A 20,524-nucleotide genomic window follows, 5' to 3' on the forward strand; every position below is an offset into this window, starting at 1 on the left:
CGCACCGTGACCTTCAGTATCGTCCCCGCGCGCAGCCCCGGCGACCCGCGGCCCGCTGGGGCTCCTCGACGCTTCGCGTGGATTTGGGCACGCGAGTCATACCGGCGCCCCGTCACCCCTACCTCGGACGGCTCCGCGGCCACGGACACCAACTCGTCACCAGCCGGCGCGCGGACGGCTGGCGTCCCGGCGCACAGTCGCTGCGCATCGACGTGCTGGCCACAGAGCCTTCGGTCAGCCTGTTGTGCCGCCTGGCCATGCCCCGGTCGGAGCCCACCGGTGACGACCTCCGGGAGGCCGATGCCCTGGCCACCGAGCTCGGTCACCTGCCACTGGCTCTCGCGCAGGCAGGTGCGTACCTCCGGCAGACCGGCATGTCCTTCGCCGCGTACCGGAACGTTCTCTCCCGGACGCCCGCCACGGTGCTGGACGCCGCAGGCGACAGCCACGACGCGGACCGGACCATCGCCCGCATCTGGCGCACGACGCTCCGGACCCTGGAGGAGACCGCCCCGCTGGCGGCGCAGCTGCTCCACACCCTCGCGTGGTACGCGCCCGAGGCCGTACCGCGCGCAGCCCTCTCGGTACCGGTGTAGACCGGGCCGGCGGCCACCGGACCGGCCGCCGTCGACGAAGCCCTGACCCTGCTCGCCGACTACAACCTGATCAAGCTCACCGATCAGGACGTCACCGTTCACCGGCTCGTCCAGACGACGCTGCGCAACCCTCTCCCGTCCGATCCGACGCACGCCTCTGGGCGCTCCCGGCTCGAAGTCGGCCGCACCTGGGCGGAGGCAGCCCGGGTCGGCGGCGGCGGGGCCGGAACCGGTCGAGGCGCACTTCGGACCGCTCCGTCAGTTCACGCTCGCCGCGCGGAGTTTCAGGACGGCTTCGGCGTCGGCGCTCCGCCCGGCCGTCGACGCGTTCGTCCGACAAATTCGCTACGTGGCGGCCGGAGCACCGTGATACACAACCGAGGTGCATAACATTCTGGAATTTCCCGAGGTCCTGCGGCTGATCGAAGACCGCTCGGCCGCGTTCCGCGCCGCGATCGCGTCCGCCCCCGACCTTGACGCCCAGGTCCCGACCTGCCCGGACTGGACGCTGCGCGAACTGGCGCAGCACCTCGGCGACGGCCGCCGCCGCCAGGCCGCCATCGTCGCGGCGGGCCCGGGCGCTGAGCCCCCGGCGAGGACGGACCCGAAGGGCGCCCCGACCGCGCCCCGCGACCGCGAAGCCCTGGACGCCTGGCTCGCCGAGTCGACCGAGCTCATGCTCGACGCGATGCGCGAGGCCGGCCCGGACCGCGGCTGCTGGACCTGGTGGGGCCGCTCGCAGGCCCCGGAGACCAGTGGAGCCGTGGCCCGGCACCAGATCCAGGAGATCGCCGTCCACACCTACGACGTCCAGCTCACCCAGGGGGCCGCACAGCCGCTGCCGACGGACGTCGCGGTCGAGGGCGTCGACGAGTTCCTGACGACCGTCGCGGCGACGACCGTCCCCTGGCCGTTCAAGCCGGCGACCATCGACCTGCACACGACCGAGGGCCGCTCCTGGCGCCTGACCCTCGACGCCGACGGCGTCCGCTGCGACGATCTCGCCGCCGACGCGGAGCCGGGCGACATGGCGATGCGAGGCGAAGCGAGCGAACTGGTCCTCTACTTCTACGAGCGCGCCCCGCTCGAGGGCCTGGAGACCACCGGCGACACCGAGCCGATGGAGCAGCTCGCAGAGTGGGACCCGAACGCGTAGAACGCGCACGTGTGACGCATCGGTAGCGAGCCCGGTGGTTGCGGAAGGTCCGGTAACGGTCGAAGTCGCCGTTGGCGAGGGGGCGCGGATCGAACGGAGTGCGGCCGGGGCCTGGAGGGGGTGTCCCTCCAGGCCTCCGGGTCAGGACGGGAGCCATGACCGCCAGGTGGCCTCGTTCTGCTTGACCCAGCGGCCGGCCGCTTCCTGCGGTGACAGCTTCTCCTCGGCGATCATCAGGGCGACGTCGTTCTGCATCTCGGTCGTCCACCGGAACTTCTTCAGGAAGGCGGCGGCGTCGCCCCCGCCGTCCGCGAAGCGGGCGTTGAGGAACTTCTGCAGCGGCGTGTGCGGGTACGCGCAGGCCACCTTCTGCGGGTCGGCGTCACAGCCCTCCTCGTAGGCGGGCAGCTTCACCTCCGTCATCGGGACCTTCTCGAACAGCCACTGGGGCTTGTACCAGTAGCTCAGGAACGGCTTCTTCTCCTTGGCGAACTGCCTGATCTGGGTGATCTGCGCGGCCTCCGATCCCGCGAACACGACCTGGTAGTCGAGGTCCAGGTTCTTCACGAGGGCCTTGTCGTTCGTCACGTAGGACGGGGAGCCGTCGAGCAGCTGGCCCTTGCCGCCGCTCTCCGCGGTGCGGAACTCGGCGGCGTACTTGTTCAGGTTCTTCCAGTCGGTGACGTCCGGGTGTTCCTCGGCGAAGTACGTCGGCACGAACCAGCCGATGTGGCCGGTCACTCCGAGGTCTCCGCCCCGCGCGATCGTCGCCTTGTCGTCGACGTACCGCTTCTCCTGCTCGGGGTGGCCCCAGTCCTCCAGGATGGCGTCCACCCGGCCCTGGCTGAGCGCGTCCCAGGCGGGTACCTCGTCGATCTGGACGGTGTCCACCCGGTAGCCGAGCTCGTGCTCCAGCAGGTACTGGGCGACGGCGACGTTGGCCTGGGCGCCCACCCACGACTGCACGGACAGCGTCACCGTGCGGGAGCCCTTCGCGTCGGCGTACGGGGAGGCCTGGCGGGTCATGTCGGCGGCGCCGCAGCCGGTGAGGGCCGTCAGGGCGACGGCGAGGCCGGCCGCGAGCGCGGCGGGGCGGGTGCGTCGTGCGTGAGCCATCTCAGGCCCCCTTTCCGGCGGGGTCGCGGCGCTGCGTCGGCTGGGTGACGCGGTCGAGCATCAGGCCGAGGCAGACGATCGCCGCGCCGGCGACCAGACCGGTCGCCAGGTCGCCCTGGGCGAGGCCGAAGACCGCGTCGTAGCCGAGCGCGCCGCCCCCCACGAGGCCGCCGATGACGACCACGGCGAGGACCAGCACCACGCCCTGGTTGACGGCCAGCAGCAGCGCGGGCCGTGCCAGCGGCAGCTGGACCTGGAGCAGTTGCTGCCGTCCGGTCGCGCCCATCGAGCGCGCGGACTCCAGCGCGGCCGGGTCCACGGCGTGCACGCCCTGGGCCGTGATCCGCACCACCGCGGGCAGTGCGTAGACCACGGCGGCCGCGGCGGCCGGGGCGCGGCCCACGCCGAAGAGGGCGACGACGGGGATCAGGTACACGAACTGCGGCATCGTCTGGAAGACGTCGAGCACCGGACGCAGCGCGCGCCCCAGGCGCGTACTGCGGGCCGCGGCGACGCCGAGGGCGAAGCCGATCAGCAGGGTCACGGTGACGGCGGCCAGGACCTGGGACAGGGTGTCCAGCGCCGGGTCCCAGACGCCGAGGACACCGATGGCGGCCATCGCGAGGACGGCGGTCGTGGCGGTGCGCCAGGTGCCGATGAGCAGGGCGAGTACGCCGACGGTCAGCAGGACGGTCCACCAGGGCAGCCACTGCAGTCCGTCGCGCAGGGGGCCCAGGACCCACGTGGTGTAGTGCCCCGCCCAGTCCGCGGTGCCGCCGACGAGGGGCACTCCGGAGTAGAGGTGGGCGGTCATCCAGTCGACCGTTTCGTTGACGGGCCCGGCGATGTCCACCGTCCACGCGTCGGGCCAGGAGAGCCCGTCGACGAGGCGGCCGCCGACGACGACCGCGGCGGTCAGCAGGGCGGTGACGGACCGGACGAGCCGGCTCCGGGGGGCCGCAGGGGCTCCGATCCGCTCCCCCGCCGCGGCGGTGACCCGGTCCAGGACGATGGCGAGCAGCACGATCGGCACACCGGCGGCGAGCGCGGCGCCGACGTCGACGGAGGCCAGCGCCTGGTAGACGCGGTCGCCGAGACCGCCCGCGCCGATGACGGACGCGATCACGGCCATCCCCAGCGCCATCATGATCGACTGGTTGACGCCGAGCAGCAGTTCCTTGCGGGCCAGCGGCAGCCGGGCCGTCAGCAGCCGCTGCCTGCCGGTGGCGCCGAGCGAGGTGGCGGCCTCCAGGACGCCGGCGTCGGCGTCGCGCAGCCCGAGCGCGGTGAGGCGGGCCATGGGCGGGGCCGCGTAGACGACGGTCGCGAGGACGGCCGCGGGCACGCCGATACCGAAGACGAGGACGACGGGCAGGAGGTACGCGAAGGCCGGCAGCACCTGCATGGTGTCCAGCACGGGCCGCAGGATGCGGTGCACACGGTCCGACAGGCCGGCGGCCAGCCCGAGGAGACCTCCGAGCAGCACGGACGCTGCGACGGCGACCACCATCAGGGCGAGGGTCTGCATGGTGGGCACCCACATGCCGAGCAGTCCGCACACGGCGAAGGCGGCGGCGGAGGTCAGCGCGAGCCGGACTCCCGCCACCCGCCAGGCCAGCAGAGCGGCGGCGGCGGTGACGCCGGCCCAGCCGAGAGCGAGCAGCACCAGGTACACGGCGCGGACGGACACGACCACGAGGTTGCTGACGTGCCCGAAGAAGTAGAGGAAGAGCGGGTGGCCGTCACGGTTGTCGATGATCCAGTCGCTGGCGCGCCCGAGCGGTCCGGACAGGTCGGCGGAGAGCGACGCCGGCCAGTTCCCGGCGCCCAGGAGTACGCAGCCGAGGACGAGCGCGAGCGCCGCGCAGACGCCGATGAGCCGAGCGCGGTGGTGCGCGAGCGTGCGCAGCACACCGGGTCCGTCGTCGGTGGGGGGCGCGGTCGTGGTCGCGGTCGTGGTCGCGGTCGTAGTCGCGGTCGTGGTCGTGGTCGTGGGGGCCTGCGGAGCGGGGGTGGCGGTGGTGGTCATCGGCTCCACCGCCCGGCGGCGGACGGCGCTGCCAGGGCGCCGGCGCCGGTCGTGCCGCACGGCGGCGGCCAGGTCGTATGGCCGTACATCAGGCCACCGCCTTCCCGGTCGCGGCCGGAACCCCGGCGACGACACCGAGGAGTCCCGCGTGGTCGACCACCCCGAGGCACCGGCCGTCCTCGACGACCCGCGCGTTCTCGCCGGTACGGGCGACGGCCTCGATGGCCTCGTGCACGGTGGCGCCCGGGGCGAGCGCCGGGCCGGCCTGGGCCTCGTCGGCGCGTGCCGGTCGCATCGCCGAGCGCACGGTCAGCACCTGCTCGCGCGGCACGTCCCGGACGAAGTCCCTGACGTAGTCGTCGGCGGGGGCGCCGACGATCTCCTCCGGCGTGCCGAGCTGCACGATGCGGCCGTCGCGCATCAGCGCGATGCGGTCGCCGAGCTTCAGTGCCTCGCTCAGGTCGTGCGTGATGAAGACCATCGTGCGTCCCTCCTCGCGGTGCAGGCGTACGACCTCTTCCTGCATGTCCCGGCGGATGAGCGGGTCCAGCGCGCTGAACGGCTCGTCGAACAGCAGGACCTCGGGGTCCACGGCGAGTGCGCGGGCCAGGCCCACGCGCTGCTGCTGGCCGCCGGACAACTGGCCCGGCCTGCGGTGCTCCAGGCCGTCCAGGCCCACCTTGGTCGCGAACTCGGCGGCCCGGTCACGCCGTTCGCCGCGTCCCACGCCCTGGATCTCCAGCCCGTAGGCGATGTTGTCGAGCACCGTCCGGTGCGGGAGCAGCCCGAAGTGCTGGAAGACCATGGCCGCCCGGTGCCGGCGCAGCTCGCGGAGCCGGCCGGTGTCCATGGACAGCACGTCCTCGCCGTCGATGGAGATCGTGCCCGAGGTCGGTTCGATGAGCCGGGTGAGGCAGCGTACGAGCGTGGACTTTCCCGAGCCCGACAGGCCCATGACGACGAAGACCTCGCCCCTGTGGACGTCGAAGGAGACGTCGCGGACGGCGGCGGTGCAGCCGGTGCGCTCGCGCAGCTCGGCCGCGCCGAGGGCCCCGAGGTCCTTGTCGGCGGGCACGCGCTCGGCCTTCGGGCCGAAGACCTTCCACAGGTCGCGTACGGAGAAGACGGGCTCGGCCGGCGGCTGCGGCCCGGTCGCGGTGTGCAGCGTTTGCGGCGTGTGCGGCTTCTTCATCGGGTGGTTCCTCCCAGCAGGTCGGCGCATTTCTCGCCGACCATGAGCACGCCGATCATGGGGTTGACGGCGGTCATGGTGGGGAAGACGGACGCGTCGGCTATCCGGACGCCGTCGAGACCCCGGATTTTCAGATCGGGCGCGACGACGGCGAGTTCGTCGTCGTCGGCCCCCATCCGGCAGGTACCGGCGGGGTGGTAGACGGTGTGCGCGACCTGGCGGGCGTACGCGCTGAGTTCCTCGTCGGAGGTCACCTCGGGGCCCGGGCACACCTCCCGCTTGAGCCAGCCGGCCAGCGGCTCGCTCGCCGCGATCCGCCGGGCGATGCGGATCCCGTCCACGAGGGTCCGGCCGTCGTAGTCGTCCTCGTCGGTGAAGTACCGGAAGTCGAGCGCGGGCTTGACCTGGGGGTCGGCGCTCGTCAGGTAGAGCCGGCCGCGGCTGCGCGGCTTGGGGATGTTCGGGGTCATCGACACGCCGTGCGCGGGCCGTTCGTAGCCCAGGCGCTCCGGATTTTCGGTGAAGGGGATCTGGTAGAAGTGGAACATCAGGTCCGGGCCCTCGGCCCCGGGGTCCCGGCGGACGAACAGTCCGGCGTCGGAGTCCATCGCGGAGTTCTCCGGGATCGGCCCGTGCGTCTCCCACACGATGACCGACTCGGGGTGGTCGAGCAGGTTCTCCCCGACACCCGGCAGGTCGTGCACGACGGGGATGCCGAGCTTCTCCAGGTCGGCGCGCGGCCCGATGCCGGAGTGCAGCAGCAGGCGCGGGGTGTCCACGGCCCCGGCGCACACCAGGACCTCGCGCCGGGCGCGTACGACGTGCTCCGCGCCCTCCTTGGTACGGATGTGCACGCCGGTGGCGCGGGTGCCCTCGAGTTCCAGCCGGAACGCCCAGGTCTCCAGGGCTATGTGCAGGTTCGGCCGGTCCAGGAACGGGTGCAGATAGGCGACGGAGGCGGACGAGCGCTTGTTGTTCTCCGGGTGGTAGGCGAGGTCGAAGAAGCCGGCGCCTTCGTCGAAGGGGCGTCGGTTGAAGCCCTCGATCCGCGGCACACCGAGCGCGGTCTGCGCCGCGTCGACGAAGTCCCGGGCGATCGCGTTCCGGTCGGCCTCGCCGACGGGGACGATGTTGTTGCGCAGCCGGGCGAAGTAGGGATCCATGGCCTTCGCGTCCCACCCGTCGGCGCCGGCTTCGGCCCACTCGTCCCAGTCGGAGGGGAGGGGCTTGAAGGCGATGAGGGTGTTGTGCGAGGAACAGCCGCCCAGCACCCGCGCACGGCTGTGGCGGATGTGCGAGTTGCCCCGGGGCTGCTCGGTCGTGGGGTAGTCGTAGTCGAGCTCACCGCCGAGCAGGCCCATCCACCGGCGCAGGGTGAGGACGTCGTCGCGGCCGACGTCGCTGGGGCCGCCCTCGATGACGGCGACGCTGACGTCGGGGTCCTCGGTCAGCCGGGACGCGATGACGGATCCGGCGGTGCCGCCGCCGACGACGACGTAGTCGTACACGTGGTGGTCGTTCATGCTCAGCCCTTCGCCGTCGTCGTGCCCGCGAACCAGCGCACGGGGCGCGGAGCGAGGTTCTGGTAGATGTGCTTGGCCTCGCGGTATTCGGCGAGACCGCCGGGGCCCAGCTCGCGGCCGATGCCGGACTTCCCGAAGCCGCCCCATTCGGCCTGCGGCAGGTAGGGATGGAAGTCGTTGATCCAGACGGTGCCGTGCCGCAGCAGGCCGGCGACCCGCCGGGCCCGGTGTTCGTCGGAGGTCCACACCGCTCCGGCGAGGCCGTACTCGGTGTCGTTGGCGAGGGCGACGGCCTCTGCCTCCGTGCGGAAGGTCTCCACGGTGAGGACGGGGCCGAAGACCTCCTCGCGGACGACGCGCATGCCGCGGTGGCACCGGTCGAGGACCGTGGGCCGGAAGAAGTAGCCGGGGCCGGCCGGCCTCACGCCGCCCGCGCGCAGGACCGCGCCCTCGGCGAGGGCGGAGGCGACGTAGGCCTCGGTCCGCGCCAGCTGGGCCGCGGAGACGAGCGGGCCGCACTCGACACCCGCGTCGGTGCCGCGCCCGAGCCGGATCAGTTCGGCCCGGCGGGAGAGCTCGGCGACGAAACGGTCGCGCAGCGGCTCCTCGACGATGAGGCGGGAGCCGGCGGAGCAGACCTGGCCGCTGTGGATGAAGGCGGCGTTGAGTGCCTGGTCGACGGCGGTGTCGAAGCCGTCGGGCGTCGAACAGGCGTCGGCGAAGACGACGTTGGGGTTCTTGCCGCCCAGTTCGAGTGCGACCTTCTTGACGCTGTCGGCTGCCGACCGGGCAACCTTGGTGCCGCTGGCGAGACCGCCCGTGAACGAGACGAGGTCGACATCGGGGTGCTCGGCCAGCCGGGCGCCGACCGTGTCGCCGGGACCGGTGACGACGTTGGCCGCGCCGAGCGGAAGTCCGGCCTCCAGGAGCAGTTCGACCAGCGCGACGGTGGTCAGCGGGGTGATCTCGCTGGGCTTGATCACGAAGGTGTTGCCGGCGGCGAGCGCGGGCGCGATCTTCCAGCTGGCCTGGAGCAGCGGGTAGTTCCACGGCGTGATCAGGGCGCAGACGCCGACCGGCTCGTGCACGACGACGCTGCGGATCTCGTCCGAACCGGCGTCGACGACGCGTCCGGCGCCGTTCTCGTCCTCCACGAGGCCGGCGAAGTAGCGGAAGGCGTCGCGGACGCAGTCGACGTCGACGCGGCCCTCCTCCAGCGTCTTGCCCGCGTCCCGGCTCTCCAGGGCGCCGATCCGCTCGCGGTCGCGCTCCAGCAGTGCGGCCACGCGGCGCAGCAGGGCGGCCCGCTCGGCGACGGGCGTGCGCGGCCAGGCACCGAAGTCGAACGCGGCGCGCGCGGCGGCCACGGCGTCGTCGGTGTCCAGGACGCCGCCCTCCGCCACGACCTCGAAGGGGGTCGCGTCGACGGGGTCGATGATCTCGCGCGTGGCCCCGGACAGGGCTGCGCGCCACTCTCCGCCCACGTGGATGGTCTGCTGTGCTGCCGTCACGGTACGTGTTGCCTTTCGTTCCTTTGAGTCCCCCTGTCGGTCAGACCGACTTGGTCCGGCCGCCTGCCCCGGCTCCCGAAACCCATGCGCAATGCATTGCGGAGAGTGTTCTGCTTCACCCGCAAAACACCCAAAAAAGGAACATAAGGAACGACTCTTCGGTGCGCGGACGGCGTGGGTCGCGGGAACGTGTGGCCGCACGCCCGGATGGCACCCTGCGGCTGTTCGAGCTCGCCGTGCCCGTGTGGGTGGAGAACGGCGCCGAGTTCAAGGCCGCCGCCGCCCTCTACCGGTACGGAGGCTTCAGGCCACCGCGGCGGCTCGACACCGGCATCGCGATCCCCGGCAGGCCCGGCGCCCCGTCGCGATCGAACTTCCGGCCTCGTCCCGGCCGTACCGGGCCGTGCTCAGCCCCTGGATCCGGTCGTCTCAGGTCTCCCGGAGCGGTGCGTACGCCTCGGCTCCGAGGCCGAACGTCCAGGCCACGCCCTGGCGGGCGGTCCGGGTCGTCGGCGGGACCCGCAGCCAGTAGGTGCGGCTGGTACCGTCGGGCTCCGGCGTCGAGTTGACGACCTCCACCATCACGACGGCCTCGTCGTCCGGCATGGGTATGCGCCACAGGACACCCGTCTCGTCCTGGTGCACGGGGGCGGCCCCCGACTCCCGCAGATAGCGGTCGTACCCGTAGAACTCCAGCATCACCCGGCGCAGTTCGGCGTTCTCCTCCTCCCGGATCCGCCCCGGCGTCAGCGCGCCCAGTCCGGCCAGGAATTCGGCCGGGACGGGCATGCCCCGCCACGCGTACAGCGCGAACCCGTCGGGGAACGCCAGCGCCGGGCCGTCCCCGCGGTCCAGCCTGCCCGCCTCGTCGCGGTGCAGCTCCACCGGGCGCTCGCACAGCACGGCCAGCCGTTCGTAGGGCCACCACCAGCCGGCCGAGCGGGCCAGGACGCCGAGTCCGTGCAGGGGTGCGCCCTCCCGCGTGTCGAAGGCGCACAGCCAGGCCGCGTCGTGCTGCCCGAGCACCGCGTCCAGGAGCAGCAGGCGCAGCGACCGCTCCACGGCCGCGGGGGCGTCGGCCCCGGCCGTCAGCTCCTCGACGAGACCGCTGCGGACCCGTTCCGCCAGGCGTTCCGTGTTCTCCCACAGGCGGCCGCCCGTCGCGCTCCAGTGCCGCCCCCAGCCCTGCGGGCCGAGCCTGCGCTGCACGCGGTCCCGCTCGGCCGCCCACGGCGCGCTGCGCACCGCCTCCCGTACGCCGCGCCCGCGCGCGGCCGGCCCGCACGGCCCGTCGTCCCCGCCGAGCAGCCGCACCGCCTCCCGGGGCGAGTCCGCCCAGACGATCCGCTCCGGCTCCGCCAGGCCCGCGGCCCGGTACGCCAGGCGCACCCCCGCCTCCGCGGCCATGCGGTCGGCCGGCCCGGTGGCCGCCGAGGCCGCCCTCCACACGTCGATGTCCGTCGACACGATCCTGCTCCCCCCACTGTCCGGCATGCTGTCAGTCCGCCACGATCCGTACCGCTCCGGGCAGGTACTCCCGCTGTCGCACGACCCGGTACCAGCCCTTGGGCAGGGGTATCGCGGCGTGCTCCTCGTGCACCACCCGCCCGCCGTCCGGGAGATGCAGCAGCAGCGGGCCGAAGGCTCCCGGTTCGCGGACGAGCCGTCCGGGCCCGAGCACCGCGTGGGCGTGCCCGGTCACCTCGCCCAGCGCGAGGACCATCCGGCCCCGCCTGTCCCGCGGCTCCTGTTCCGCGTCGGCCGCGTGCGGCGGCACCGCCGACTCGTCGAGCGGCACGATGAGCACGTCCCCCTGCCGGTACATGGGTGTCCCTTCCCCACGCGCCGCCCGGTGCGCCGCGTTCTTCTCCGAAAGTAGGGGGCGGGTCTGACAACGTCCTTCCGCCCGCCCCGCACCGCACCGGCCCCGCACCGGCCCCGCACCCGCCCTGCCTCGGCCCCTGTCAGTGCGCCTTGGTACAACTTGCAGCACATCGGACGCGACAGGCGAGGAACGGCGGGCACCCCATGAGTTACCCGAGACACCTGACGGAATCGTGCGGGCTGCCCGTCTTCGATTTCCCGAGCCCGGGGGACGCGGACACGACCCCGCTGCCCGCGGCGGACGCCGTCGCGTGGCGGATCTCCTGCGACAGCTACGACAGCGAGGAGAGCTGGACCGAGGCGTTCGCCCGGTTCACCGCCGCGGTCGACACCACCGTGGTCCGCGCGATCGTGGTCGGCTCCTGGGAGGAGGCCTACGAGACCGGGCCCGAGGACATCATCGGCGCCCTCCTCGACGCACGCCCCCGCCTGCCCGCCCTGCGGGGCCTGTTCCTCGGGGACATGGAGTCCGAGCAGTGCGAGATCTCCTGGATCAACCAGAGCGACGTCGGCCCGCTCCTCCTGACCTGCCCACTCAGTAGTGACTTGGGGTTTGCAGCCTAGCCAAGATGGCCTTAGTTAGCTCGAGTCGGCTCGAGTTTGCCGTGGTCCATCATGATCATCTCCCAGTCGTCCCCCAGTCCCGCAAAAGGAAGCCGCGACAGGGAGCACCTGGGGAGGTACTCGTTCCCTGCCGCGGCCGCCTTCGCGAGCGAGCGGTCGACGCCCCTGGGCCGCAGACCGCTCCCCCACCCCGGACAGTCGGAGTGGAGATCGAGACCATCCGTCGGCCGCTACTGGGGTGCTGCGGTCGACGGATGGCCGCTTTCGGCGAGAGGGCAACGCCTCTCGAGGTCGACCCAGTTCCTGCCGGTCGACCGATCGATCAAGATCACGAGATGCTTCAGTTCTGCTGCTGACAAGTTGATCTTGTTGAGCTGACCTGGGCTAGTGTCAGCAGAACAAGATCGTTGGATTCGAGAAGTCCAAAGAAGCGTGGGCGACCGCATCCGCGTGGCCCGAATTCACGAGGGCTTGACACAGGAGCGTCTGGCACAGCAGGCCGGCATCGACCGGTCGACCGTCCAGAGGCTCGAGGGCGGCACGACGGACGCCAAGATCAGCCATCTGTTGCGCATCGCCTGCGTCCTCCGGATCTCGGTGAAGAGCTTGCTTCCGCCAAACACATAGCTGCCTTTCAGCCACTCCCTGCGATTGCCCCAGTCTGCATGCCCTACACATCTAGGGCTAGTGGCTTCGCAGATATATGCACCCGCACCACGCGTTCGACCTGCGCAAACGTCACCAACCGACAGGTTCTACCTAGCGGTTGACTGATGTTCGTTCGAACATACGAGCGACGAAGTTTGTTGAAGCGAACACAAACCTACTGGCTGGTTACGAATGCGTACCCGCCCGCCCCGTAGCCGCCGCATCGGGACGGGCGGGGGTCTAGGACCGCGGAAAGCGGCGGGGCAACCTGCGGGCTACGGAAGACCGGGCTGCCCTTTGCGGCTGACAGGGCTCGATGTGCGCCCAGTCGTTGGGGCGGACCCCAGATGCGCTGTGCCGCACGATCTCCCGGGCCTCACCGACGATGGCCTGGTCGCACTCGCAGCAGATCCGGCCGGCGGTCATCGGGCCGCCTGCTCGACCGGCAGGAGGCGGTACAGCGCAGGCGCGCCCCGCTCGGCCGCGCAGCCCGTGTGGGCGAATACGAGACGCGGACCGTTGACCGTGGGAACGGCCTGGACGCACACGTCGGCGTCCGGCTTCAGGCAGTACGTGCAATCAGGGCTGTCCATGGCGTCTCCGGCTCACTCGGCTGGGACTCTCATCGTGGAACGCGCCAACCTGCTGACCGATATGCAGGCGATATCAGGCGGCGATATCGTCCCCGGGTGAGCACCAGAGGACCATGGACGGACATCCGTCTGCGAGCAGCGTGGGCGGAGCAGGACTGGGCCGCCATCCTCCGCGAGTACCGGCGAGCAGCCGGGATCTCCCAACGTGACCTTGAAGGCCTGATCGGCGTGGCGCAGCCCAATATCGCTGCCATAGAAAAGGGCCGCCGCAGGATCACGTCGGCGGAGGTAATCGCCCGCATCACGGAGGGACTTCAGGTGCCGACAGAACTCACGGGCATGCCCGCCGCATCAGATCCGAATCAGTGGGCGCCTCCGCTCGAACTGCGCGAGCGCATTGCGCACGGGCATGCCACCGGCCGCACCGACCTACGGACCGCGGACTGGATCGGGCAGGTTCTCGCCCAGCATCGACGGGCCGAGGACGAGGTCGGCGGGATGGAGCTGTGGCGCGTCGTTCGCTCGCAGCTGGACGCAGTCACCCGCCTGATTCCGGCGACGTCAGGGCCGGTCGCGGATCGCCTGATGCTGCTCGCCGCCGAGCACGCGCACTGGTTGTCATGGGTGGCGCACACCCACGGCGCGACAGGACCGGCGCTGGCATGGTTGGACCTGGCGCACGGCTGGGCGGTCGACGGCGGGCATACCGACATGGCGTCGTGGGTGCATCGGGTCCGCTCCTACTACAGCCTGCAACACGGTGATCCCCAACGTGCCTTGCGAACCGCGGAGGCCGGGCGGGCGGGCCAGCTCTCGCCGGCGGCGGGATCGGTAGCCGCACACCAGGAGGCGATGGCGGCGGCAAGACTGGGTGAACGGGACCGGGCACGGCGCCTGTCGGACGTGGCGCTACGGCTTGCCGAGCAGGTTCCCGAGGAGGAAGAGCGGCCGGGCTGGCTGTACTGGCTGGATCCGACGCGGGCCCGGCTGCAGGCAGCGGATGCGGCGTTGGCGTGCCGGGACTGGGCAACAGCGGCAGCTGGGTTCCGGGAGGCGCTGCCCGCTCTGGCCGGGTACCCGCGTGACCGAGCGCACTATCAGGCCCGGCTCGCGGACGCCGAGCGACACCTCAGCCGGTGACGACCCCCATGCGGGAAACGATCACGCCGGACCCTTCGGGCAGGATAGCCTTGATGGCCCGCTGCACGTCGGCCATGTGCGGTCCGAGGGTGACGCTGGCTGCCGGTTCAGGGTCGGCGAGTTCGAACCGTTCGGTGCGTCGTTCGAGGTCGGCGGGTTCGTAGTCGTCGGGTCCGACGCCGGGCGGGATGATCGCATAGGTGATCTCGTAGAGGGCCATGCCGGTGATCGTAGTGCTGTCGGCCGGCCGGTTCCTCTTGTCGGTGGCGGCTCGTAGCATGGCGGCATGATCCGGTCCGCTGAGCTGGTGAACGCTGAGATCCGCGACCTGTGGGCGGGCGGCTCGCTGGAGCCTGGGGATCGGGAGCGCTACCTGCGGCTGGTGGTGGAGTGGGCTGAGGCGGTCCGCGCCGAGCAGGAGCTCGCGGCGTAGGATCCGCTGGTGGCAGACGAACAGATGGACGAACTCATCCGACTCCAGGCCGCCTCAGACGAGGCTCACGCCGAGGTGCTGCGGCTGGCGGCCGAGTACGGGCCGATTGCCGGCTGGACGGAGGAGCAGCGGGCGGAGCGCGAGGCGGCCTACGCGGTGTGGCGGGATCGGGCGGCGGAGGTGCAGGCCGCGGTGACCGAACACGCGACGGCGGCCGGGCAGGACCGCGGCAAGCTGGAGGCTGCGGTGAAGAAGGCCGTGCGGCATCCGGAGCCGGCGCCCGAGGCCTGACAGACCTCCGCCCCGCCGGGCGCTGTCCCCGTGGGGTCCGGTGGGGCGGGATCGTGCAGCGAGGCAGCCCGCCTCAACCCTTGAATGGGATGATCCGACTGTAGACCTGGCCGCCGACAACGGCGTGCGCCGATCGTCGTAGAATCGAACTTGTGTCCGATGTTCAGCCGTCCCGTCTCGATCTCCTCCGCTTCCTGGAGCGGGTACAGATCAGCGACCTGAAACGGACCCGCAGCTGGATCGCGGCCGAGGAGAAGCGCCTGGCCGAGCAGGCCACGCGCGTACCGCCCGCCCCGCCACCGGACTGGGAGCTCGAGCTGGACCTCGCCAAGCATCCGGCGAAAGTCCACGCCGGCGGCTGCACCATGGGCGGCAAGGGCTGGCGGATGCGGCCCATCACCCGGGATGCGGCCCTGCGTGCGCTCGGCGTCGACCGCATCCCGGCCTGCCCGTACTGCTCCCCCGACACCGCCCTCGGCGTGCTGGACTAGCCGGTCCGTCGCAGGCTGGGGGTATGAGCGAACGGCCCATTGTGATCAAACGGCCCCGTGGCACTGGCGGCCGGCGCGTCCGTATCGACGGCCAGATCGCCGGGCTCGCGTACAGCCTCGCTGACGTCGTCGAGTTCCTGCGGATTGCCGGCCTCGACCTGGACGAGCAGCAGGTCGCCGAGTCCCCGCTCATCGACTGGGACGGCGCGCCCGCGACAGTGTGGGCGGAGTCCCCGCCGTAGGCGCGCGGCAACCCTCCCGTGGGGAGCCGGGAGGGCGTCGGGCCCGGGATGGTCCGGAGCCACACCGTAAACCCGCAGACAGGCGGGACGGTAGGCATATGACAGAGCAAGATTCCGGATACGAAGAAGCCCGCCCCCGCTGGATGCGGAGGCGGGCTTCAGGGAGGTCAGGCGGTCAGGCTCCGAAGGCGGCCTCAAGGGTGCGGGCCATCGCCGCGTCGAATCCGTGCGTCAGATCGTCCGTGGTCAACTGCCCGGTCTTGTCCGTGCCGAAGTACGCATCGATGTGCGTCACGGGCGCGCCGTCTTCCAGCGCCGCCCGCATCGCGACCTGCCGCAGGTCATGCATGCTGACATGCAATCGGGCCTGCTCCGTCTTCTCAGTGAAGACCCGGCGCATCATGTCGCCGTGCCGCCGGTGGAAGCCGAACAGCAGGGGCTCGTCGGGCTCCATGTCCTGGCCGCCCAGGTAGGCGTCGAGCGACGCGGCAGCCGATGCGGCAATGCGGATGCGGCGGTTGCCGTCCACCGTGAGACGCGGCTCTGCGCCCGGCTCGTAGTCGGCCACAGTGAGCCGGCTGACCTCGCCCGGCCGGAGACCAACCAGCAACATCAGGGCTACACCAGCGTGCAGCATCGGGTCGTGCTCCACGCTGGGTAGTACAGCGCGGGCAACCGGGATGGACAGGGGCAGGCGGTCGAGCAGCGGCACGATTCCTCCTCCGGCGGTGGGACCCCAGTGTGGCAGCCGGAAAGCGGGCAGACTCTACTCATGCCCGACAGTGACTCCCCTGTGATTTGTTCTGATTGTGACCGCGAAGTCTGCGGCCTGTGCGGCGCTTGCCCGTGCGACGAGCTGGACGTCTGGGTATGCCGCACCCGCTACGAGCACTGGCGATACGGCCCTTACGCATAACGTCTTGTTCGGTGCTACTCGGCGTCCATGGCGCGGGTCAGCTCCTCCTGCATCCTGTACGACGGCGATCGGTGCAGGGCGCCCGCGGCGCGGTCGTAGCGGCGAGTGGTCCTCGGGTCGGCGTGCCCCAGCGCGTCCTGGACATCGGCCAGCGCAACCTGCTTGCTCAGGAGCGTGGTGGCGTAGCTGTGACGGAACGAGTGCGGTGACAGACGATCGCCGTGCGGGATGCCGGCAGCCTTTGCCACCCGCCGTAGGGTGCGGAAGGCGGCCGGCTCGTCCAGTGGTCGCCCGGTCTTGGTTGCGAACAAGGGGTCTGTTGGTTCGGCGTCCGGACGTTCCGCAAGGTACGCCTCAACTGCCTTTACGGCCAGCGGCACTAGGACGACGCGCTTCCTGTGATCGCCCTTGGTGTGGAGGCGGATGACCCGGTGACCTTCGTCATGGCCGATGGCATCGACGGTGGCGGCGAGGACCGAGCCGATGCGGGCGGCCGTTGTGGCAAGGACGGCGAGGAGGGCATAGGTCCGTGCGCTCTCGTGCTCGCGTGCATGCTTCAGGATTGCGGCCAGCTGGGCCGGGGTGAGTCCTTGGGTGGGCGAGTCGTCGGCCGAGACCGAGGGCCGGTCCATGTCGAGGAACGGGTTGCGGTCGGCTGCCTCGGCGCGGACCAGGTAGGCGTACCAGGCGGAGACGGCGGCGAGTCGGCGGGCCTGTGTGGACTTGGCGAGTCCGGCGGCGGCGAGGGCGGTGGCGTACTGGTCGGCGTGCAGCGCGCGAGCGTTGGCCGGGTTGACCGTGCTGTGGGCGCACCAGGCGAGCCACCAGCCGGCGTCCTTGGCGTAGGCGGTCTGGCTGTGCGCGGACTTGCGGCGGGCGAGCCAGGTGGCGGTCGCTTCGACGACGGTCGGGGAGGCGCCTGCTGTGCTGAGCAGGTCGAGGAGGTCGCTCGGGGATGATGCGGGCGGGGTTCCTCGGAGGGTGAGCTGGGGTGTGGCGGTCGGCTCGAGGAAGGTCGTCTGGGGAACTGCCGGAAGCGAGGCCATGGTTACAGGATAACGGGCATTATTCTGCATTGGATAGGGCATCTTATCTGGGCTCCGTCTCTTCAACGGAGCTGCGGCACGTGGGGGTTATCGCCTCCCTGACGCAGCGAAGCGCCCCCACCGCTGAAGCGGTGGGGGCGTGCTCACTTCTTGACCGGCGGATCCTTCTTCTTGTGCTTGACCCACGTGGCGATGGCCTCGACGGTCGCCGGGTCCAACTTGGCGAGCTCGGCCAGGGCGGCAGAGTCCTCAGCACTCTTGGTGACGCCGGCCTCGGCGAGAGCCGCGTCGAGGGCGAGCGCGTTGGCCTGCTCCTCGACCGGCGGCTCGGGCGGTACGTCTGGCGGGGGCTGCGGTTGTTCTTCGAGGACGCCCATGTCGATGAGCGTCTCGGCGTCGGCCATCGGCTGCTGACGGCGAGGCGTCGCAGGCCGCGGGGCGGGATCGTCGCTCATCACACTCCAGTCCGGTTGTACTCGTTGATCCGGTCCGGGGGCGCCGGCGGCTCGATGCCGGCCTGCCGCATCTGCGCTGTCAGGTCGCCGACGTAGAAGACGAACGCACGGACCAGCGATCTCAGGCTGCGGACTTCCTCGCGGGTCTCGGCCAGGTCGGCGGTCTGCTTCTCCCGGATCTCCCGGAACGCCTGGAGATCTGCTGCCCGCTGGGCTGGCTCGCTCTGGACTACCGCCGCCACCTCAGTGGCTCGGGCCGTCGCCGCGGCTGCGGCCCGCGATGACCGTGCCGTGTACACCGCCCCGATCATCGTCAGCACTGCCGCGCTGACCGTGACTACCGCCGTCCACACGCCGTTCATCCGCCCTCAGCTCTCCGGGTCCGCGGAGACTTGGGCACTGAGTGCTCGGGCACCGTCGCGGCCCACATGATCACCCCCACGTGGGAGGTCAGGTACCAGATTGCGACGTAGGCGCCGCGGGAGAACTCGCCCGACATGACAGCGGCGAGGTACGCGATTGCCCACACGGCCGGCGGAACCAGTGCGGCAACAAATCCAAAGCGGTCTCGGCCGATCTTGAGGAAAGCCGAGGCGGTAGTGACGCAACCCGCGATGACCCACAGCCATGCCCAGCAGTGCAGCGGGGCGATGCGGGTCAGGAGTTGCAGGCCGGCGGTCGTGGGCGGGTCTACGATCATGCCGGCTCCCCAGCACGTTTTGCCGATGCCGAGGATGAGGAGGAAGTGGCCGCGGCGGCCCAGCTGATGTCGGATCCGCCGGACCGCACGGCACCGCACTTACACGCCCGAGAGGGGGCGCTGTACCGCGGCGGCCGGTACCGGCGCGGTGATCTGCGTCCGGTCCCACATGGCGACGACTGCGGCGGCCGCGGCGAGGACAACGGCCTGCTGCTCGGCAGACCAGTCGAGGCCGAACCCGACTGCCAGCGCGAGCGCGGCCTGGGCGAAGCCCAAGACGGCGGCACCGACCGCGTCATGCGCCATGACGGCGAGGATGAGGCCGACGAGGGCTGCGGCGACCGCGTTGATGACGGCCTGCTGATCGGCGGACACGTCCATGCCGAACGCGGCGAGGAGCTTCACGCCGATCGCGACGAGGCCGAGCCAGAGCGCGGGTTCACGATTGAAGAGCTTCATGTTCAGACCGCCTTCGGGGTGGCGGGTTCGACGGTGACCTTCACCTTGAGGGTGCCGTCGGCGAGGGCCGCCGCGATGTCGGCGGGCTTCATCTTGGAGGCCGCGATGGCGTCGAGGAGCTGCTTCTGGGCGTAGTCCCCCCAGACCAGGTGCCAGAATGCCGCCTTGGTCTTGCCGTCCTGGACGCCTTCTACCGTCACGTTCGGCAGCGGGTGGTTCCATACGGCCTCGGCGATGGCGTTGATTTCTGCGGGTGTCACGATGTCCTCCTGCTGAGGGGGTTCGGGGGTCTGCCCGTTGGCGCGGGCGACGATCGCGGGGAAGATCACGTTTTTGAACTGGGCGACGCGCGCGTCGCCGGGGCAGGCGGTGCCGCCCACCGCCCAATCGGCGTGGAGGCGGTGGTAGCCGTAGCCGGGGTCGGAGGCGGTGCGGCAGATCCGCAGCGGGATGCCGTGCTGCTTGTGGAGCCACACGCCGAGCTTGATGATCTCTTCGACCTGGGCGTCGGTCCACGGATCCGTGTGGTTCAGGTTCGAGGCGCTCTCCAGCGAAACCGCGCCGCTGCCATCGGGCCGCAGGTTCGCCAGATAGTTGGCGTCCGCGCGGGTCTGGGTGCCGATGAACTGGGCGATGCTGCCGTCGAAGCCGAGTCCGAAGTGCGACTCCAGGTTCGTGCTGTCGCGCCAGTACTCGTAGGTTCGCTTCGGCGTCCACGGGGCGGCGATGCTGTGCACGATGAACTGCGTCGGGCGGATCGCCGGCTGCGAGTCCGATTCGGGCTGGAGCTCCATCTTCTGGGCTCCGGGGTACCAGGCCATGAGACCTCCAGGCGTGAGGAAGCCCCGGCCGAGGCGGTCCGGGGCTGGGGTCGGTCAGGCGTGCAGGAACTCGAATTCGATGGATCCGGCGATGTTTCCGATGATGTCCGTGTTGAGTGCGCTGCCGGACTGCTGCATGACGAGCAGGGATATCTGCCGTCCGGCGGCCAGCGAGGCCACGCAGGTGCGCTCCTGTGTGATGCCGATGGTCGAGCCGACGGCGCCGCCCTGACTGCCCACGATCTGTACGCCGTTGTTGTTCAGCCACAGGGTTCGCCAGCCGCCTCCGCCGCTGCCTGTCCAGGCGACCATGGCGGTCATCCGGTATACGCCGGCCATGGGGGTGAGCCAGTAGTGGCCGGCTACGTTCAGGCCGGCCGTGTCGTCGACGATGGCCGAGTTGATGTTGATCGTGGTCGTCGTGTTGTTGGGCACCGACTGCACGGCTGACGCGTACACGAAGGCGTTGGTGTTCTGGATGATCCAGCTGCTGCCGTCGTAATAGGTCAACCGTTTTTCGGTGACCAGGTAGGCGTGCATGCCCGCGACCGGGCTGGTGAGTGCGGCAGCGCGGGCTGCCGCGTTCGTGAATCGCATGACGGTCTGGCCGGCCATCAGGGCCAGGTTCGTGGCGAGCGTTTGGGCGTTCGGCGCGTCCGTGATGGACGTGACCGGGATGCCCTGCCCGTACAGATCGGTGCCCACACGGGCCCCCTTT

Annotated in this window: 26 protein-coding genes; 9 read left to right on the forward strand and 17 right to left on the reverse strand. The window is 71.0% G+C overall.

Annotation, left to right across the window (positions count from 1 at the left end):
* Nucleotides 1-83: 83 nt before the first annotated feature.
* Complete coding sequence (locus tag ACZ573_RS27725; protein WP_471308900.1) at nt 84-596, forward strand: hypothetical protein; 513 nt, start codon at nt 84-86, stop codon at nt 594-596.
* Nucleotides 597-978: 382 nt separating this feature from the next.
* Nucleotides 979-1,752 (forward strand): maleylpyruvate isomerase family mycothiol-dependent enzyme, encoded by a 774-nt coding sequence (locus ACZ573_RS27730; RefSeq protein WP_471308905.1) that lies wholly within the window; start codon nt 979-981, stop codon nt 1,750-1,752.
* 141 nt (nt 1,753-1,893) lie between these two features.
* Here the strand turns inward: ACZ573_RS27730 and ACZ573_RS27735 are convergent, their stop codons facing one another.
* The 7 genes from ACZ573_RS27735 to ACZ573_RS27765 all read right to left on the reverse strand — a co-directional run bounded on the left by ACZ573_RS27735 (nt 1,894) and on the right by ACZ573_RS27765 (nt 10,948).
* Nucleotides 1,894-2,868 carry an ABC transporter substrate-binding protein gene (locus ACZ573_RS27735; protein ID WP_471308908.1) on the reverse strand — a complete coding sequence of 325 codons (975 nt, stop codon included), beginning with the start codon at nt 2,866-2,868 and terminating at the stop codon, nt 1,894-1,896.
* Between the two features lies 1 nt (nt 2,869).
* Nucleotides 2,870-4,897 carry an ABC transporter permease subunit gene (locus tag ACZ573_RS27740; RefSeq protein ID WP_471308911.1) on the reverse strand — a complete coding sequence of 676 codons (2,028 nt, stop codon included), beginning with the start codon at nt 4,895-4,897 and terminating at the stop codon, nt 2,870-2,872.
* 88 nt (nt 4,898-4,985) lie between these two features.
* Nucleotides 4,986-6,089: a quaternary amine ABC transporter ATP-binding protein gene (locus ACZ573_RS27745; RefSeq protein WP_471308914.1), complete on the reverse strand. Its 1,104-nt coding sequence runs from the start codon at nt 6,087-6,089 to the stop codon at nt 4,986-4,988.
* Nucleotides 6,086-7,612: a GMC family oxidoreductase gene (locus tag ACZ573_RS27750; protein WP_471308917.1), complete on the reverse strand. Its 1,527-nt coding sequence runs from the start codon at nt 7,610-7,612 to the stop codon at nt 6,086-6,088. Before ACZ573_RS27750 ends, ACZ573_RS27745 begins: the two co-directional genes overlap by 4 nt.
* Nucleotides 7,613-7,614: 2 nt before the next feature.
* A complete protein-coding gene (locus tag ACZ573_RS27755; RefSeq protein ID WP_471308921.1) occupies nt 7,615-9,123 on the reverse strand; it encodes an aldehyde dehydrogenase family protein in 1,509 nt (502 codons plus the stop codon).
* A 429-nt stretch (nt 9,124-9,552) separates the two neighbouring features.
* Entirely contained in the window at nt 9,553-10,617 is a 1,065-nt protein-coding gene (locus ACZ573_RS27760; protein ID WP_471308925.1) for a DUF6745 domain-containing protein, read from the reverse strand.
* Nucleotides 10,618-10,621: 4 nt separating this feature from the next.
* On the reverse strand, nt 10,622-10,948 hold the full coding sequence (locus tag ACZ573_RS27765; RefSeq protein WP_471308928.1) for a hypothetical protein: 327 nt from the start codon (nt 10,946-10,948) through the stop codon (nt 10,622-10,624).
* A gap of 203 nt (nt 10,949-11,151) precedes the next feature.
* Between ACZ573_RS27765 and ACZ573_RS27770 the strand changes: the two genes are divergently transcribed.
* Nucleotides 11,152-11,571: a hypothetical protein gene (locus tag ACZ573_RS27770; RefSeq protein WP_471308931.1), complete on the forward strand. Its 420-nt coding sequence runs from the start codon at nt 11,152-11,154 to the stop codon at nt 11,569-11,571.
* A 432-nt stretch (nt 11,572-12,003) separates the two neighbouring features.
* Nucleotides 12,004-12,198, forward strand: coding sequence for a helix-turn-helix domain-containing protein (locus ACZ573_RS27775; RefSeq protein WP_471308935.1), 195 nt, complete (start codon nt 12,004-12,006; stop codon nt 12,196-12,198).
* Nucleotides 12,199-12,641: 443 nt separating this feature from the next.
* Here the strand turns inward: ACZ573_RS27775 and ACZ573_RS27780 are convergent, their stop codons facing one another.
* Nucleotides 12,642-12,812: a hypothetical protein gene (locus ACZ573_RS27780; RefSeq protein WP_471308938.1), complete on the reverse strand. Its 171-nt coding sequence runs from the start codon at nt 12,810-12,812 to the stop codon at nt 12,642-12,644.
* 96 nt (nt 12,813-12,908) lie between these two features.
* Here ACZ573_RS27780 and ACZ573_RS27785 point away from each other — a divergent pair, with 96 nt between their 5' ends.
* Nucleotides 12,909-13,952: a helix-turn-helix domain-containing protein gene (locus ACZ573_RS27785; RefSeq protein WP_471308942.1), complete on the forward strand. Its 1,044-nt coding sequence runs from the start codon at nt 12,909-12,911 to the stop codon at nt 13,950-13,952.
* Here the strand turns inward: ACZ573_RS27785 and ACZ573_RS27790 are convergent.
* Complete coding sequence (locus ACZ573_RS27790; protein WP_471308946.1) at nt 13,942-14,172, reverse strand: hypothetical protein; 231 nt, start codon at nt 14,170-14,172, stop codon at nt 13,942-13,944. The two genes, ACZ573_RS27785 and ACZ573_RS27790, sit on opposite strands and share 11 nt — an antisense overlap.
* Before the next feature lie 66 nt (nt 14,173-14,238).
* Between ACZ573_RS27790 and ACZ573_RS27795 the strand changes: the two genes are divergently transcribed.
* The 4 genes from ACZ573_RS27795 (at nt 14,239) to ACZ573_RS27810 (ending at nt 15,409) form a co-directional block, all read left to right on the forward strand.
* Nucleotides 14,239-14,385, forward strand: a complete 147-nt coding sequence (locus ACZ573_RS27795) for a hypothetical protein (protein ID WP_471308949.1) — start codon at nt 14,239-14,241, stop codon at nt 14,383-14,385.
* Between the two features lie 9 nt (nt 14,386-14,394).
* Entirely contained in the window at nt 14,395-14,676 is a 282-nt protein-coding gene (locus ACZ573_RS27800) for a hypothetical protein (RefSeq protein ID WP_471308953.1), read from the forward strand.
* Between the two features lie 152 nt (nt 14,677-14,828).
* On the forward strand, nt 14,829-15,167 hold the full coding sequence (locus tag ACZ573_RS27805) for a DUF6233 domain-containing protein (protein ID WP_471308955.1): 339 nt from the start codon (nt 14,829-14,831) through the stop codon (nt 15,165-15,167).
* Between the two features lie 23 nt (nt 15,168-15,190).
* On the forward strand, nt 15,191-15,409 hold the full coding sequence (locus ACZ573_RS27810; protein WP_136231389.1) for a hypothetical protein: 219 nt from the start codon (nt 15,191-15,193) through the stop codon (nt 15,407-15,409).
* Nucleotides 15,410-15,584: 175 nt separating this feature from the next.
* On the opposite strand, the gene ACZ573_RS27815 is transcribed toward ACZ573_RS27810, so the two are convergent.
* The 8 genes from ACZ573_RS27815 to ACZ573_RS27850 all read right to left on the reverse strand — a co-directional run bounded on the left by ACZ573_RS27815 (nt 15,585) and on the right by ACZ573_RS27850 (nt 20,511).
* Complete coding sequence (locus ACZ573_RS27815) at nt 15,585-16,121, reverse strand: site-specific integrase (protein ID WP_471308957.1); 537 nt, start codon at nt 16,119-16,121, stop codon at nt 15,585-15,587.
* A 218-nt stretch (nt 16,122-16,339) separates the two neighbouring features.
* Nucleotides 16,340-17,371: a tyrosine-type recombinase/integrase gene (locus ACZ573_RS27820; RefSeq protein ID WP_471308958.1), complete on the reverse strand. Its 1,032-nt coding sequence runs from the start codon at nt 17,369-17,371 to the stop codon at nt 16,340-16,342.
* A 143-nt stretch (nt 17,372-17,514) separates the two neighbouring features.
* Nucleotides 17,515-17,826 (reverse strand): hypothetical protein, encoded by a 312-nt coding sequence (locus ACZ573_RS27825; protein WP_471308960.1) that lies wholly within the window; start codon nt 17,824-17,826, stop codon nt 17,515-17,517.
* Nucleotides 17,826-18,188 (reverse strand): hypothetical protein, encoded by a 363-nt coding sequence (locus ACZ573_RS27830; protein ID WP_471308963.1) that lies wholly within the window; start codon nt 18,186-18,188, stop codon nt 17,826-17,828. The genes ACZ573_RS27825 and ACZ573_RS27830 overlap by 1 nt, the downstream gene beginning before the upstream one ends.
* Nucleotides 18,185-18,526: a hypothetical protein gene (locus tag ACZ573_RS27835; RefSeq protein WP_471308966.1), complete on the reverse strand. Its 342-nt coding sequence runs from the start codon at nt 18,524-18,526 to the stop codon at nt 18,185-18,187. The genes ACZ573_RS27830 and ACZ573_RS27835 overlap by 4 nt, the downstream gene beginning before the upstream one ends.
* Nucleotides 18,527-18,625: 99 nt before the next feature.
* Nucleotides 18,626-18,985 carry a hypothetical protein gene (locus ACZ573_RS27840; protein WP_471308969.1) on the reverse strand — a complete coding sequence of 120 codons (360 nt, stop codon included), beginning with the start codon at nt 18,983-18,985 and terminating at the stop codon, nt 18,626-18,628.
* A gap of 2 nt (nt 18,986-18,987) precedes the next feature.
* Entirely contained in the window at nt 18,988-19,806 is an 819-nt protein-coding gene (locus ACZ573_RS27845) for an N-acetylmuramoyl-L-alanine amidase (RefSeq protein ID WP_471308971.1), read from the reverse strand.
* 54 nt (nt 19,807-19,860) lie between these two features.
* Complete coding sequence (locus ACZ573_RS27850) at nt 19,861-20,511, reverse strand: hypothetical protein (RefSeq protein WP_471308973.1); 651 nt, start codon at nt 20,509-20,511, stop codon at nt 19,861-19,863.
* Nucleotides 20,512-20,524: the final 13 nt, after the last annotated feature.

It is taken from the genome of Streptomyces sp. NPDC040545 (assembly GCF_055595065.1).

Coding starts and splice junctions, on each gene's coding strand:
- ACZ573_RS27735 (WP_471308908.1), bottom strand. CDS start 2,868: ATGGCTCACGCACGACGCACCCGCCCCGCCGCGCTCGCGGCCGGCCTC.
- ACZ573_RS27740 (WP_471308911.1), bottom strand. CDS start 4,897: ATGACCACCACCGCCACCCCCGCTCCGCAGGCCCCCACGACCACGACC.
- ACZ573_RS27745 (WP_471308914.1), bottom strand. CDS start 6,089: ATGAAGAAGCCGCACACGCCGCAAACGCTGCACACCGCGACCGGGCCG.
- ACZ573_RS27750 (WP_471308917.1), bottom strand. CDS start 7,612: ATGAACGACCACCACGTGTACGACTACGTCGTCGTCGGCGGCGGCACC.
- ACZ573_RS27760 (WP_471308925.1), bottom strand. CDS start 10,617: ATGCCGGACAGTGGGGGGAGCAGGATCGTGTCGACGGACATCGACGTG.
- ACZ573_RS27765 (WP_471308928.1), bottom strand. CDS start 10,948: ATGTACCGGCAGGGGGACGTGCTCATCGTGCCGCTCGACGAGTCGGCG.
- ACZ573_RS27770 (WP_471308931.1), top strand. CDS start 11,152: ATGAGTTACCCGAGACACCTGACGGAATCGTGCGGGCTGCCCGTCTTC.
- ACZ573_RS27780 (WP_471308938.1), bottom strand. CDS start 12,812: ATGGACAGCCCTGATTGCACGTACTGCCTGAAGCCGGACGCCGACGTG.
- ACZ573_RS27790 (WP_471308946.1), bottom strand. CDS start 14,172: ATGGCCCTCTACGAGATCACCTATGCGATCATCCCGCCCGGCGTCGGA.
- ACZ573_RS27795 (WP_471308949.1), top strand. CDS start 14,239: ATGATCCGGTCCGCTGAGCTGGTGAACGCTGAGATCCGCGACCTGTGG.
- ACZ573_RS27810 (WP_136231389.1), top strand. CDS start 15,191: ATGAGCGAACGGCCCATTGTGATCAAACGGCCCCGTGGCACTGGCGGC.
- ACZ573_RS27820 (WP_471308958.1), bottom strand. CDS start 17,371: ATGGCCTCGCTTCCGGCAGTTCCCCAGACGACCTTCCTCGAGCCGACC.
- ACZ573_RS27825 (WP_471308960.1), bottom strand. CDS start 17,826: ATGAGCGACGATCCCGCCCCGCGGCCTGCGACGCCTCGCCGTCAGCAG.
- ACZ573_RS27830 (WP_471308963.1), bottom strand. CDS start 18,188: ATGAACGGCGTGTGGACGGCGGTAGTCACGGTCAGCGCGGCAGTGCTG.
- ACZ573_RS27835 (WP_471308966.1), bottom strand. CDS start 18,526: ATGATCGTAGACCCGCCCACGACCGCCGGCCTGCAACTCCTGACCCGC.
- ACZ573_RS27840 (WP_471308969.1), bottom strand. CDS start 18,985: ATGAAGCTCTTCAATCGTGAACCCGCGCTCTGGCTCGGCCTCGTCGCG.
- ACZ573_RS27845 (WP_471308971.1), bottom strand. CDS start 19,806: ATGGCCTGGTACCCCGGAGCCCAGAAGATGGAGCTCCAGCCCGAATCG.